Annotated in this window: 11 protein-coding genes and 1 pseudogene; 7 read left to right on the forward strand and 5 right to left on the reverse strand. The window is 71.4% G+C overall.

Translation table 11 applies throughout. The features are described 5' to 3' along the window. Positions 1-91: 91 nt before the first annotated feature. Genes ACERMF_RS10465 through ACERMF_RS10475 form a run of 3 tightly spaced genes read left to right on the forward strand, consistent with a single transcriptional unit; the run spans position 92 to position 3,396 of the window. A complete protein-coding gene (locus tag ACERMF_RS10465) occupies positions 92-1,468 on the forward strand; it encodes a formimidoylglutamate deiminase (RefSeq protein ID WP_373669025.1) in 1,377 nt (458 codons plus the stop codon). Between the two features lies 1 nt (position 1,469). Next, positions 1,470-2,642 (forward strand): imidazolonepropionase, encoded by a 1,173-nt coding sequence (gene hutI, locus ACERMF_RS10470; protein WP_373669026.1) that lies wholly within the window; start codon positions 1,470-1,472, stop codon positions 2,640-2,642. A gap of 19 nt (positions 2,643-2,661) precedes the next feature. Continuing rightward, entirely contained in the window at positions 2,662-3,396 is a 735-nt protein-coding gene (locus ACERMF_RS10475; RefSeq protein ID WP_373669027.1) for a flavodoxin family protein, read from the forward strand. 37 nt (positions 3,397-3,433) lie between these two features. On the opposite strand, the gene ACERMF_RS10480 is transcribed toward ACERMF_RS10475, so the two are convergent. Then, complete coding sequence (locus ACERMF_RS10480; protein ID WP_373669028.1) at positions 3,434-4,120, reverse strand: ArsR/SmtB family transcription factor; 687 nt, start codon at positions 4,118-4,120, stop codon at positions 3,434-3,436. A gap of 112 nt (positions 4,121-4,232) precedes the next feature. Here ACERMF_RS10480 and ACERMF_RS10485 point away from each other — a divergent pair, with 112 nt between their 5' ends. Both ACERMF_RS10485 and ACERMF_RS10490 read left to right on the forward strand, forming a co-directional pair. Further along, entirely contained in the window at positions 4,233-5,576 is a 1,344-nt protein-coding gene (locus ACERMF_RS10485; protein ID WP_373669029.1) for a rhodanese-like domain-containing protein, read from the forward strand. Next, a complete protein-coding gene (locus ACERMF_RS10490) occupies positions 5,573-6,856 on the forward strand; it encodes an MFS transporter (RefSeq protein ID WP_373669030.1) in 1,284 nt (427 codons plus the stop codon). The genes ACERMF_RS10485 and ACERMF_RS10490 overlap by 4 nt, the downstream gene beginning before the upstream one ends. Here ACERMF_RS10490 and ACERMF_RS10495 read toward each other — a convergent pair. Continuing rightward, complete coding sequence (locus ACERMF_RS10495; protein ID WP_373669031.1) at positions 6,841-9,228, reverse strand: ATP-binding cassette domain-containing protein; 2,388 nt, start codon at positions 9,226-9,228, stop codon at positions 6,841-6,843. The two genes, ACERMF_RS10490 and ACERMF_RS10495, sit on opposite strands and share 16 nt — an antisense overlap. A 60-nt stretch (positions 9,229-9,288) precedes the next feature. After that, the gene (locus tag ACERMF_RS10500) at positions 9,289-10,293 is read right to left on the reverse strand and encodes a TIGR03619 family F420-dependent LLM class oxidoreductase (RefSeq protein ID WP_373669032.1); all 1,005 of its coding nucleotides are present in this window, start codon (positions 10,291-10,293) and stop codon (positions 9,289-9,291) included. Positions 10,294-10,466: 173 nt separating this feature from the next. Here ACERMF_RS10500 and ACERMF_RS10505 point away from each other — a divergent pair, with 173 nt between their 5' ends. Together ACERMF_RS10505 and ACERMF_RS10510 are read left to right on the forward strand one after the other, a co-directional pair. Next, entirely contained in the window at positions 10,467-11,381 is a 915-nt protein-coding gene (locus ACERMF_RS10505; RefSeq protein WP_373669033.1) for a crotonase/enoyl-CoA hydratase family protein, read from the forward strand. A 37-nt stretch (positions 11,382-11,418) separates the two neighbouring features. Then, positions 11,419-12,519, forward strand: a pseudogene (locus ACERMF_RS10510) (DNA glycosylase AlkZ-like family protein). A 1-nt stretch (position 12,520) separates the two neighbouring features. Here ACERMF_RS10510 and ACERMF_RS10515 read toward each other — a convergent pair. Beyond that, on the reverse strand, positions 12,521-12,913 hold the full coding sequence (locus ACERMF_RS10515) for a DUF2237 family protein (protein WP_373669034.1): 393 nt from the start codon (positions 12,911-12,913) through the stop codon (positions 12,521-12,523). 45 nt (positions 12,914-12,958) lie between these two features. Then, positions 12,959-13,654 (reverse strand): PP2C family serine/threonine-protein phosphatase, encoded by a 696-nt coding sequence (locus ACERMF_RS10520; protein ID WP_373669035.1) that lies wholly within the window; start codon positions 13,652-13,654, stop codon positions 12,959-12,961. Positions 13,655-13,733 lie beyond the last annotated feature (79 nt).

Consider the following 13,733-nt stretch of genomic DNA (forward strand, 5'->3'; position numbering starts at 1 on the left):
GTCCCGGGCCGGCCTGCCCGAACCGGGTCGATCCGTCGTAGGGTTCGGTCCTTCCCGATACCTCCCGACCACCGATCACCGAGGCAGCCCCGTGTCGTCTTCCGTCTGGCGGTGCGACCTCGCGCTGCTGCCGTCCGGCGAGGTCGCCCGTGACGTCGTGGTCGAGGCGGAGGACGGCCGGTTCGCCCGCGTCGAGGTGGGCGCGGAGGCCCCGGCGGAAGCGGTCCACCTGCGCGGACTGGTGCTGCCCGGTATGGCGGACGCGCACAGCCATGCGTTCCACCGCGCCTTGCGAGGGCGGACCCACACCGGCCGCGGTTCGTTCTGGAGCTGGCGTGAGCAGATGTACGCCCTCGCCGGCCGGCTGACGCCGGACACCTACCTGCCGCTCGCGCGGGCCGCCTTCGCCGAGGGCGTGTCGGCGGGCTACACCACCGTGGGCGAGTTCCACTACCTCCACCACGGACCCGACGGCCGCCGCTACGCGGATCCGAACGAGATGGGCCACGTGCTCGTGCGGGCGGCACGCGAGGCCGGCGTCCGGCTGAGCCTGCTCGACACCTGCTACCTGACCGGCGGCGTGGAACCGGGCGGTCACGGCGGCGACCACGTGCCGTTGACGGGCGCGCAGCTCCGCTTCGGCGACGGCACCGCCGATGCCTGGGCCGCCCGCGTCGACGACCTCGCGTCGGCCCATGCCGGCGAGGACGGGATCCTGGTCGGTGCGGCGATCCATTCCGTGCGGGCCGTCCCCGCCGACGCACTCTCCGTCGTCGCCGAGTGGGCCGACGGCGCCGGTGCCCCGCTGCATGCCCACGTCTCCGAGCAGCCGGCCGAGAACGAGGCCTGCCACGCCATCCACGGCACGACCCCGACGCAACTGCTGTTCGACCACGGCGTGCTGTCCGACCGGTTCACCGCCGTCCACGCCACCCACCTCACGCCGGAGGACCGCACCGTGCTCGGGACCTCCCGCGCCCACGCCTGCTTCTGCCCGACGACCGAACGCGACCTCGCCGACGGGATCGGCCCGGTCCGCGAACTGCTCGATGCCGGTGCCCGGCTGACGTTCGGCTCCGACAGCCGCGCCGTGGTCGACGCCTTCGAGGAGGCCCGGGCGACCGAGCTGCACGCCCGCCTGGCCACCCTGCAGCGTGGCGTGCTGCGCAGCGAGGAGCTGCTCGCCGGCCTTGGCATCGACGGCCACGCCTCGCTCGGTTTCGCCGACGCCGGCCGCATCGAGGTGGGCGCCCGGGCCGACCTCGTCGCCGTGGCGCTCGACTCGGTCCGGACCGCGGGGGCGTCCCCGGGGACGGCGCTCGACACCGTGCTGTTCGCGGGCAGCGCGGCGGACGTGACCGACGTGGTCGTCGACGGCCGTGCGGTGGTCCGTGGCGGGCAGCACGTGCTCGGCGACATCGCTCAGCTGCTGTCCGAGGCGATCACGAACGCCCTCGAGGAGTCCTGACGTGGCAAGCGTTCTCTACGACAACATCGGCGAACTCGTCACCAACGACCCGACACAGGGCGACGGGTCGTTCCTCGGACTGCTGCGTGGGGCGGCCGTCGTGGTCGACGACGGGGTGATCGCCTGGATCGGCGAGGCGGGGACCGCGTCACCGACCGACGAGCGACGCGACCTCGCGGGTCGCTGCGTGCTGCCGGGATTCGTCGACGGTCACACGCACCTGGTCTTCGCGGGCGACCGGGCACAGGAGTTCGCCGCCCGGATGGCCGGCGAGCCCTACGCGGCCGGAGGCATCCGAACCACGGTCCGTGCCACCCGCACCGCGTCCGCGGAAGCCTTGCTTGCGTCGGCCACGAAACGCCTCGACGAGGCCCGCGACCAGGGCACCGCGCTGGTCGAGATCAAGTCCGGCTACGGCCTCGACGTCGAGACCGAGGTCAAGATGCTGCAGGTCGCCCGGCTGCTGACCGACGAGACCACCTTCCTGGGCGCCCACGTCGTACCCGAGGAGTTCGCGCACGACCACCGGGGGTACGTCGACCTGGTCAAGGGCGCGATGCTCGACGCCTGCGCCCCATACGCGAAGTGGATCGACGTCTTCGTCGAGGACGGCGCGTTCGACGCCGAGGCCGCCCGCGAGATCCTGCTCGCCGGCGCGGCAAGGGGTCTGGGGCTACGCGTGCACGCCAACCAGCTCCGCCCCGGACCCGGCGTACGGCTGGCCTGCGAACTCGGCGCGGCGAGCGCCGACCACTGCACCCACCTCACCGATGTCGACGTGGGCGCCCTGGCCGACAGCGGCACCGTCGCCACCCTCGTCCCCGGAGCGGACTTCTCCACGCGCTCGCCCGTCTACCCCGACGGCCGCGCGCTCTGGGACGCCGGCGTCACGGTCGCCCTCGCGACCGACTGCAACCCGGGGACGAGCTACACGACCTCGATGCCGTTCGTCATCGCGCTCGCCGTGCGCGAGTGCCACCTGACTCCCGGCGAAGCCGTCTGGGCCGCCACGGCGGGCGCAGCGCGCTCACTGCGACGCGAGCAGAGCGGCCGCCTCGAACCGGGACATCCGGCCGCGCTGGCCATGCTCGACGCGCCGTCCCACACCCACCTCGCCTACCGCCCGGGAACACCCCTGGCGACACGTCTGCCCTCGCCACGCCTGCCGGGGTGACCCACATACAGGAGCTGCGATGTCCGCCGACCGTCCCCCGGCCGCCTACGACGACCTCGCAGCGGTCTACATCAACTGCACGCTCAAGCCCGGCCCCGAGCGATCACACACCGAGCTGCTCGGCGAGGCGTCGATGCAGATTCTGCGCGAACAGGGCGTGCGGGTGACCTCCATCCGGGCCGTCGACCACGACATCGCCCCCGGCGTGCAACCCGACATGACCGAGCACGGGTTCGTGCGTGACGACTGGCCGGCCATCCAGCGCCAGGTCCTCGACGCCGACATCCTGGTGCTGATGACGCCGATCTGGCTCGGCGAGAAGTCCTCGGTCGCCACCCGGGTCGTCGAGCGGCTCTACGGCTGGTCGGGCGAGCTCAACGACGGCGGGCAGTACGACTACTACGGCCGGGTCGGTGGCTGCCTGGTGACGGGCAACGAGGACGGCATCAAGCACGTCGCCATGAACCTGCTGTACTCGCTGCAGCACCTCGGCTTCACCATCCCGCCGCAGGCCGACGCGGGCTGGATCGGCGAAGCCGGACCGGGACCGTCGTACGGCGACGAACTCGACGACGGCAGCCGTGCCGGCCTCGACAACCAGTTCACACAGAAGAACACCACGTTCATGACCTGGAACCTGCTCCACCTGGCGCGCATGCTCAAGGACGCCGGCGGCATTCCCGCCCATGGCAACCAACCCGGCGCCTGGGAGTCCGGAGCCCGCTTCGGGTACCACAACCCCGAGTACCGCTGACCGTCGGCCACCACGGCCGGCAACGCCCACGTCCCCGTCACGGGCGAGTCGCCTCCACCTCCACGGGGCCGCCGGCGTGTCGCCATTCGGGCACGCCGTCCTCGAGCCGGACGGCCCGCCGGCCGGCCCGGCCGAGACGGCGGACCGCGTCGTCGGCATAGACGCAGTACGGACCTCGGCAATAGGCGACGACGTCACGGTCCGGGGGCAGGTCGTCGAGCAGCTCGAGCTGGTCCGGCGGAACGTGCACGGCACCGGGGAGGTGGCCCGCGTCGTATTCGGCGCGTGGACGGACGTCGACGACGACCAGGTCTGCGGTCTCGAGGCGTGCGAGCAGCTCGTCCCGACCGATGGTCTCGATGTCCCTGCGGTCGCCGAGGTACCCGGCCGCGAGCTCGTCCAGACCCTCGACACGGGCGGCGGCGACCGTGCGCATGGCCCACCACAGTTCGAGCACCTCGTCGGACGCCAGCCGATAGTGCACCTGGGTACCGGACCGCCGACCGATCACCAGCCCGGCGCGAGCCAGGGTGCGCAGATGGTGTGACGTGTTGGCCAACGACTGGCCGAGCTGCCGCGACAGCTCGTCGACGTTGCGCTCGCCCTGCGCCAGCAGTTCGACGATCTCGGCCCGGCGGCCCGAGGCGAGCGCCTTCGCGATCGAGGCGAACCCGTCGAACAGCGCGTCCTTCGCCTGCCGAGGACGCCCACCACGGTCGACCACCGTCCCGCCTCCAACCCGCCCACAGGCACGATACCGCTTCCTCAAAGAATCCCTTGACGAGGATCGCTCCGGCCTGCATGCTCAAGCGATCCTTTGAGTACGGAGTATCGACATGCACATCGAGGCACTGGTCGACGAGGGGCTGGGCAACAGCGCGTACGTGGTCGACCTCGGCGACGGCGGGGCCCTGGTCATCGATCCCCGACGGGATCCGCGGCCCGTCCTGGAGGCCGTACACCGGATGGGCCGCACGGCCCGGTTCGTGGCCGAGACCCACCTGCACGCCGACTTCGTCTCCGGGGGCCGGGAACTGGCCGAGCAGGGCGCACGGCTGCTGGCGCCGGCCGGCAGCGAGTTGGCCCACCCGCACCTGGCCCTCCAGGACGGCGAGGAAGTCGACCTGGGTGGGCTGACGATGGAGGTCATCGCGACGCCCGGGCACACGCCCGAGCACCTCGCCTATCTGCTCCGCGACGGGGCGCGACCCGTCGCGTTGTTCTCCGGCGGAACGCTCATGGCGGGCGGGGTCGCGCGTACCGATCTGCTGACACCGGAACAGACCGAACCCCTCGCGCGGGCCGCCTACCGCTCGATCACCCGACGGCTGCTGACGCTGCCCGACGACCTGCCCGTCCATCCGACCCACGGGGTCGGCTCCTTCTGCGCGTCGACGCCCGGCGGGACACGCACCACCACGATCGGGCGCGAGCGCGCCACCAACCCGCTTCTTGCCGGCGCGGTCGACGAGGACCTGTTCGTGGCGCGGCTGCTTGGCGGACTCGGCTCCTATCCCCCGTACTTCCTCGAGTTGCGCGACGTCAACCGCGACGGCCCGCTCGTGCACGGCCCGACGCCGCCCGCGTTGGCGCAACTGTCGGCCGACGAGGTCGCGGCTGCGGTCGACGATGGTGCCGAGGTGGTCGACGTCCGCCCCATGGCTGCGTTCGCATCGGGCCACGTCCCGGGCTCGCTGTCGAATCCGTGGCGGGCGCAGTTCGCGACGTGGCTCGGCTGGCTGGTGCCCCGCGGGCGGCCGATCGTCTTCGTCGCCGACGTCCTGCCCGACCGCCGCGACCTGGTGTGGGCGGCCCTCACGGTCGCCCATGAGCACATCGCCGGTGAGCTGGCCGGGGGCATCGCCGCCTGGCAGTCGACGGGCCGTCCGTTGGCCACCACGCGCCTGGTCGACGCGGGCCCGGCGGACGGTCGGCAGGTGGTCGACGTCCGCCAACACGCCGAGTACGCCGACGGCCACGTGCCCGGCGCGGTCAACGTCGAGCTCGGTTCCCTGACGGCCACGACGGAACCGGTCCCGACGGCGCCGGTGCTCGTGCACTGCGGGCATGGCGAGCGCGCGATGTCCGCGGCCAGCCTGCTCGAGCGCGCCGGACACCGCGACGTCGCGGTCCTGGCCGGCAGCCCGACCCAGCTCGGCGAACTCGTGGCCGACGGGTGAGCGACACGGACGCGCCGACGTCGGTCCGCCTGGGCTTGCGGGGAAACCTGCCGCAGTTCATCCTGCTGGTCGCGGTCAACGCCCTGGTCGGCGGGATGGTCGGCCAGGAACGCACCGTGGTGCCGTTGCTCGCCGAGCAGGAGTTCGGCCTCACGGCGTACACGGGGATGCTGACGTTCATCGCGGTGTTCGGGCTCACCAAGGCGGGGGTCAACTACTTCGCGGGCATGCTGGCCGACCGGTTCGGCCGCAAGCCGGTGCTGCTGGCGGGCTGGCTGTTCGCCGCTCCCGTACCGCTGCTGCTGATGTGGGCGCCGTCGTGGGGATGGGTCGTGTTCGCCAACGTCCTGCTGGGCGTCAACCAGGGGCTGGCCTGGTCGGTGACCGTGATCATGAAGATCGACCTCGTCGGACCGCGCCGGCGGGGCACCGCCATGGGCTTCAACGAGGCCGCCGGTTACGGGGCCGTGGCCGCGGCCGCCTGGGCGACCGGGGCGATCGCCGAGACCGCAGGACTGCGCCCGGCGCCCTTCCTGCTCGGTCTGGCGCTCGCTGCGCTGGGCATGGGCCTGTCCACGGTCTTCGTGCGTGAGACCGCCGCTCATGTCGCGCACGAGGTGACGGCCCACGTCGCACCACTCGACGGACACGCCGGGGACCTCACCAGCCGGCAGGTGTTCGCGCTCGGCACGTGGCGTGACCCGTCGCTGTCCGCCGCGTCCCGGGCCGGGCTGGTGAACAATCTCAACGAGGGCATGGCCTGGGGCCTGTTCCCCCTGTTCTTCGCCGCTGGCGGACTGGAGCTGGCCACCGTCGGCGTGCTGGTGGCGGTCGCGCCAGCGGTCTGGGGCGTCGGCCAACTCGGCACGGGCGCGCTTTCCGACCGGATCGGGCGCAAGTGGCTCATCGTCGGGGGGCAGCTGGTCGAGGCCGTCGGCCTGGTCGTGATCGCCACCGGGGAGACCGTCGCCGTGTGGGCCGCCGGCAGTGCCCTGTTCGGTGCGGGGACGGCGATGGCCTACCCGACCCTGATCGCCGCCGTCGGCGACGTGGCCCACCCCTCGTGGCGTGGCGCGGCGATCGGGGTGTACCGGCTGTGGCGCGACGTCGGCTTCGCCGTGGGGGCCGTGCTGGCCGGCGCACTCGCCGACGCCTACGCGGTGACCACCGCCATCGTCGTGGTCGCGCTGATCACGGCCGGCAGCGGCGTCGACGTCGCCGTGCGGATGCGGGAGACCCACCAGCCGGCGAGCGCGCGTGGTGGTCAGGCACCGACGTAAACCGCGAGGTGTTCGCCGGTGAGCGTCAAGCGGGCGCCGACGAGGTCGGCCGGGGTGCCCTCGAAGACGATCCTGCCGCCGTCGTTGCCGGCGCCGGGCCCGAGGTCGATGATCCAGTCGGCGTGCGCCATGACCGCCTGGTGGTGCTCGATCACGATGACCGACTTGCCACCGTCGACGAGCCGGTCGAGCAGCCCGAGCAGCTGCTCGACGTCGGCGAGGTGCAGGCCCGTCGTCGGTTCGTCCAGCACGTAGACCCCACCCTTCTCCCCCAGGTGGGTGGCCAGCTTGAGTCGTTGCCGCTCGCCGCCGGACAGCGTGGTGAGCGGTTGGCCGAGGGCGAGGTAGCCGAGCCCGACGTCCGCGAGACGGTCCAGGATCTTGTGCGCGGCCGGTGTGCGCGCGTCACCGTCGGCGAAGAAGGCCTCGGCGTCGGTCACCGACATGGCGAGCACCTCGGCGATGTTGCGACCGCCGAGGGTGTAGTCGAGGACGGCGGCCTGGAACCGCTTTCCTTCGCACTCCTCGCAGGTGGACTCGACGGTCGCCATGACCGCGAGGTCGGTGTAGATCACCCCGGCCCCGTTGCACGCCGGGCAGGCACCCTCGGAGTTCGAGCTGAACAGCGCCGGCTTCACCCCGTTCGCCTTCGCGAACGCCTTGCGGATCGGGTCGAGCAGACCGGTGTAGGTCGCGGGGTTGCTCCGTCGCGAACCGCGGATGGCGCCCTGGTCGATCACCACGACGCCGTTCCGGCCGGCGACCGAGCCGTCGATCAGCGAGCTCTTGCCGGAACCGGCCACGCCGGTGACGACACAGAGCACGCCGAGCGGGACGTCGACGTCGACGTCCTGCAGGTTGTTGGTGCCGGCGTCCCGCACTTCCAGCGCCCCCGACGGCGTCCGCACCGAGGGCTTGAGGGACGCGCGGTCGTCGAGGTGCCGCCCGGTCAGCGTGGCGCTCGCCCGGAGTTGCTCGACGGTGCCCTCGAACACGACCTCACCGCCGGCCGTCCCGGCGCCCGGGCCGAGGTCGACGACATGGTCGGCGATCGCGATCGTCTCGGGCTTGTGCTCGACCACGAGCACGGTGTTGCCCTTGTCCCGCAACCGCAGCAGCAGGCCGTTCATCCGTTGGATGTCGTGGGGGTGCAGGCCGATCGTGGGTTCGTCGAAGACGTAGGTGACGTCGGTGAGTGCCGAGCCGAGGTGGCGGATCATCTTCGTACGTTGCGCCTCACCGCCCGACAGCGTGCCCGAGGGCCGGTCGAGCGAGAGGTAGCCGAGCCCGATCTCCGTGAACGAGTCGAGGAGGCGTTGCAGGCCCGCCAGCAGGGGCGCGACGGACGGTTCGTCGAGGTCGCGGACCCAGTCACGGAGGTCGCTGATCTGCATCGCGCACACGTCGGCGATGTTCTTGCCGGCGATCTTCGACGAGCGCGCCTCGCTGCTCAGGCGTGTGCCGTCGCACGCAGGGCAGGTCGTGAAGGTGACGGCCCGCTCGACGAAACGCCGGATGTGTGGCTGCAGCGCGTCGACGTCCTTGGACAGAAATGACTTCTGGATCTGGGGGATCAGGCCGAGGTAGGTCAGGTTGATGCCGTCGACCTTGATCTTGGTCGCCTCCTTGTGCAGCAGGTCGCCCAGTTCCTTCGTGGTGTAGGACTTGATGGGCTTGTCGGGGTCGAACCAGCCGCAGCCGCGGTAGATCCGGCCATACCAGCCGTCCATGCTGTAGCCCGGGATGGTGATGGCGCCTTCGTTGAGCGACTTCTCCTCGTCGTAGAGCGCCGTGAGGTCGATGTCGCTGACGTTGCCCATGCCCTCGCACCGCGGGCACATGCCGCCGAGCCGGGTGAACGTCGCCTTCTCCGTCTTGGTCTTGCCGGCGCCGCGCTCGACGGTGATCGCACCGCTGGCCTTCACGGAGGGGACGTTGAACGAGTAGGCGTTCGGCGAGCCGATGTGCGGTCGTCCGCGTCGGCTGAACAGGATGCGAAGCATCGCGTTGGCGTCGGTGGCGGTGCCGACGGTGGAACGTGGATTGGCTCCCATCCGCTCCTGGTCGACGATGATCGCGGTCGTCAGGCCATCGAGGAGATCGACCTCGGGACGGGCCAGCGTCGGCATGAAGCCCTGCACGAAGGCGCTGTAGGTCTCGTTGATCATCCGCTGCGACTCGGCCGCGATCGTGCCGAACACCAGCGAACTCTTGCCCGATCCGGACACGCCGGTGAACGCGGTCAGGCGTCGTTTCGGGATCTCGACGCTGACGTCCTTGAGGTTGTTCACGCGAGCGCCCTGCACGCGGATCAGGTCGTGGGTGTCGGCGACATGCACCGCGTGTGTCGCCACGTCCGTCCTCGCGGCCATGTCCGTCTCCTTCGTCTGCTGCTCGCCGGAACGTAGGGCGTGGCCCGTCCGCGTGTGCTCCTACGACGCTTCGAACTCCCGGCTGCTGTTCGAGGTCGGGCCCGCGCGCTCGACGTGCTCGACCACGCGGCGGCAGAAGGCCGGCAGCGTGGCGAGGTCGTCGATGAACTGCGACGGCTTGACGCAGATGGTCCCGAATCCCCGTGCGAGCTGGGCGGGGACCTGCTCGAGCGCTTCGGCGAGGTCGGCCGGCGAGCGCTCGTCGGGGAACCGCCCGCGGATGCCGCCGATCCACTCGAGCGAGGCGGGGTCACGCCCGGCGTCGCGCAGGGCCGCATGAAGCTGCGTCAGCTCCTGGTCACTCGGTTGCCCCAGCGGATGGAACGCGTCGCCGTACTCGACCAGGCGCCGCCTGACCGCCGGGTGGACCGAGCTCCCACCGATCCAGAGCCGCGGCCCCGTCGGGCGGGTGGGCTTCGGCTCGAGGTAGACGTCCTCGAAGGCATAGTGCGTCCCCGCGAAGGTCGCGGGCGAGTCGCGCCACAACTCGCGCCAGGCGGCGAGGTGTTCGTCGAGACGCGCACCGCGTTCCCGGAAGGGGACGTCGAGTGCCTCGTACTCCTCCGCGTGCCAGCTGACGGTCGGCTGCACCGCCAAACGTCCTCCGGTGAGCAGGTCGAGGGTGGCCAGCGACTTGGCCAACGTCAGCGGATGGCGCAGTGGCGCGATGATCGCGGCCAAGGCGATCCGCAGGCTCGAGGTGGCGGCGGCGATGGCGCTGGCGAGCACGATCGAATCGGGCCAGGGCATGGCGGGATCCTGGTTCCCGGGCATGGCGTAGTCGCGCGGGTTGCCCATGATCCCGTCCGCGCCTGCAGACGGGCCGAGCACCACGTGCTCGGACAGCATGACCGTGTCGATGCCCGTGTCCTCGGCGATCCGCGCCATCTCCACCACGTCGTGTGGCCGCCGTGCGTCGACGAGCGTCCAGTTCTCGGACAGGACGAGGACGATGCGTGCACGGGCGCCTCGAGCAGCGCCCAGCGCCAGGCGATTGGGCTCCATGACGTCTGTCCTCCGGTCCGGGGGATCGTGGCCATCGGGCGTCCCAACGATCGTCGACAGGGCAGCCAAGCACGAGATCGCGGACCGTTTGCGTCCTCGCTCGGGAAGCTGCCGTGGTGCTCGTCGGACGGCCCGCGCTGTGCGAGCATCGCCGGCATCCGCGAGGAGACGTCATGGAAGCACGGCAGACCATCCGCTACGAACGTGACGGCCACGTCGCCAGGATCACCCTCGACCGGCCCGAGCGCGGTAACGGCCTCACCCGCCAGCTGATCGAGGAGCTGGCGGCCGCGGTCGAGCACGCCGACCTGGATCCGCAGGTGCGCGTGATCCTGCTCGCAGGAAACGGCACCGGCTTCTGTGGCGGCTACGACCTCGTCGACTCGGCCGAGACGCTCGGTCGTGGACCCACCGCCGAAGACGCACCAGCGGGTGCGCCCACCGACGCGGCGGTCATGGCCGCGAACCACGACCCCGAAGCGATCTGGGACCCGATGGTCGACCACGGGATGATGCGACGCAACGTGCGAGCCTTCATGACCCTGTTCCATGCCGCCACGCCGGTGGTCTGCAAGGTCCACGGCTTCTGCGTCGGCGGTGGGACCGATCTCGCGCTGTGCTCCGACCTGCTGCTGATCGCCGACGACGCCAAGATCGGCTATCCGCCTGCCCGTGTCTGGGGGGCACCGACCACGGCGATGTGGACCACACGGCTGGGCCCGCAGCGTGCGAAGCGGTTGCTGTTCACGGGCGACTGCCTGTCGGGCGCCGAAGCACTGACGTGGGGGCTCGCCATCGAAGCCCCACCGGCCGACCGCCTCGACGAGAGAACCGAGGCGCTCGTCCAGCGCATCGCGAGGTTGCCGCTCAATCAACTGCAGATGATGAAATTGCTGGTCAACCAGCAGGTCCACGACCAGGGCACGTATGCGACCCAACTGCTCGGCACCGTGTTCGACGGCGTCGCCCGACACACGGCCGAGGGCTATGCCTTCCAGGCACGGGCCGCCGAGGCGGGCTTCCGACGGGCGGTGCGGGAACGCGACGAACCCTTCGGCGATGCGGGACGCTCGACGTTCAAGGGCTGAACGACACGACGCCGACGGGACGACTTCAGGCGGACCGATGACGAGCATCATCAGGATCACGCGTGCGCAGGCCCTGCGCTTCCGGTGGTGTCGACAGGAACTCGTCGCAGACACGCGTGGCGCCGGCCGCGTGCTGGACCTCGGCGTGCAGGACACCGGTGGTCCGCTGGCGGCTCGGTGGGCGTTGTCCCTGCGCGGTGTCGAGGTGGACGACGCCGACCTGGTCCACGCCTGGACGCTGCGCGGCGCACCGCACGTGTATCGCCGCCGTGAGATCGCCGAGGTGGCAGCGGCCACCGCACCGTACGACGAGGCCGACGCGGCCAAACGCGTCTTCGACGCGGCCAAGCCGCTGCGGGCGGCGGGAATCGAGATCCTCGAGGCGCTGGCGACCGTGGCCGGACACCTGCGCGAGATCGTGCGCGAACCGACGGTCAAGGGCGAGGTCTCGTCAGCGCTCTCGGCCCGCTTGCCCGCGCCCTACCTCCTCGTGTGCCGTTCGTGTCAGGCGACCCACGTCCACGAACAACCGTTCCGCCTCGCGGCGCTGCAGGCGGGGCTGGAGCTGGTGCCGGAGACCTCGCCGCCCGTCATCCGGCGCATCACCGGATGGCGGGGTCGCTCGGCCACCGTTCCGACCCACCTCGACGTCGTACGTGGCGCGTTGCGGCGGTATGGACCGACCACTCCGCAGCTGGTGGCCGCCTAGTTCGACGCACCGGTCCGCACGGTCCGCCGCCAGTGGCCCGAGGACACACTCGACGTGGCGGTCGATGGCGAATTGCGACAGATCCTGGCCGCGGATGCCGACGGGCTGCAGGCGCCAGCGGAGGTCGGCGGTGTTCGCCTGCTGGGTGCCTTCGACCCGTGGCTGCAGGCGCGTGACCGGGAGCTGCTGGTGCCCGATGCGGCACGACGTCGCCAGCTGTGGCCCGTGCTCGGACGTCCCGGCGCAATCCTCGTCGGCGCCGAGGTGACCGGTGCCTGGCGCCCACGGTCGAGCGGGAAGCGACTCCGCCTCCAGATCGAGACCTGGACCGGCGACGACCTGCCGTCCGAGCTGGGCGACCAGGCCGAGCAGCTGGCCGAGCACCGGGGGCAGCGATTCGACGGGTTCACGGAAGCTGCCGGTCCGTGAGTCAGGCCTGGCCGAGCGCGCCCGGGTCGTCGGGGACGTCGACGGCGTGACCGCGCAGAATCGCCAGGGGAACGATGTCGAGCACGCGCTCGTTGGTGGCCGCGAGCACCACCGGCGCGGCGGCCCCGTCGCGATGCGCCCGCAGCCAGTTCGGGGCGGTGACACACCACCGCTCCCCCGGCGACAGGCCCGGGAAGTGGAACTCGGGGCGCGCCGTGGACAGGTCGTTCCCGATCGCCCGCTGGTGGGCCAGGAACTCGGCCGTCATCACGGCGCAGATGGTGTGACTGCCGAGGTCGTCCGGACCCGTGCGGCACGACCCGTCCCGGAACCAACCGGTCACCGGATCCAGGCTGCAGCCTTCGAGCTGACCGCCGAGCACGTTGCGTTCCATGCGACCCGAGGATAGTGGCGTGGACGACGAGACGGGCCGAACCGGTCAGGCGGTCGGCTGGACCTCGGCGACGACGATGGTGACGTCGTCGGGAAAGCGCGCCTGCTCCACCCGGTCGAGCAGGTCGATGACGGCGTGGTCGATCGGGCCACCCAGCACCTGCTCGAGCGTCTCGAGGCCGACGACGTCGGTGAGCCCGTCACTGGCCAGCAGCAGCCGTTCACCGGGATGCAGCTCGGCCGTCTGCACATGTGGCACCAGCTCGTGCGTGGCGCCCAGGCACTGGCCGATCTGGGATCCGGCGATGCGATCGCTGACGGTCAACGGTTCGAGGTGGCCGTCGGTGTAGCGCCAGGCCGAGGTGTCCCCTGCGTTCGCCGTGATGAGCGTGCCGTCGAGGACGCTCGTCAACGCCACCGTGGCACCCATGCCCTGCAGTTCGGGGTCGGTCTGCATGGCGTCGTGCAGTGTCCGGTCGGCGAGCTCCAGGAGCTGCGCGGCACCGGCCTCGTCGGTAGGCACGTCGGCCGCCGCGAACAGCTTGGCGGCGACGTGGCTCGCGACGTGACCGCTGGCGTGGCCTCCGAGACCGTCGACCGCGACGAGCAGGCCGGGGACCGGGAGGTGACGGTGCTCGACCCCCGCCACGTCCGCGAACACCTCGTCACCCACGACGGCACGGTCCTCGTTCTCCGTGTGGGTGAGCGACGGCTTCGTTGCGATCCAGACCTCGAGCTGCACGGCGACCTCCTGCCGCCACGACCGGCGGGTGCACAGCTTCGCGGGCGCCCTCGCCTCCCGGGCAACCGCCTTCCCGCTG

The organism is Egicoccus sp. AB-alg6-2 (assembly GCF_041821025.1).
Taxonomy (GTDB): Bacteria; Actinomycetota; Nitriliruptoria; order Nitriliruptorales; family Nitriliruptoraceae; genus Egicoccus.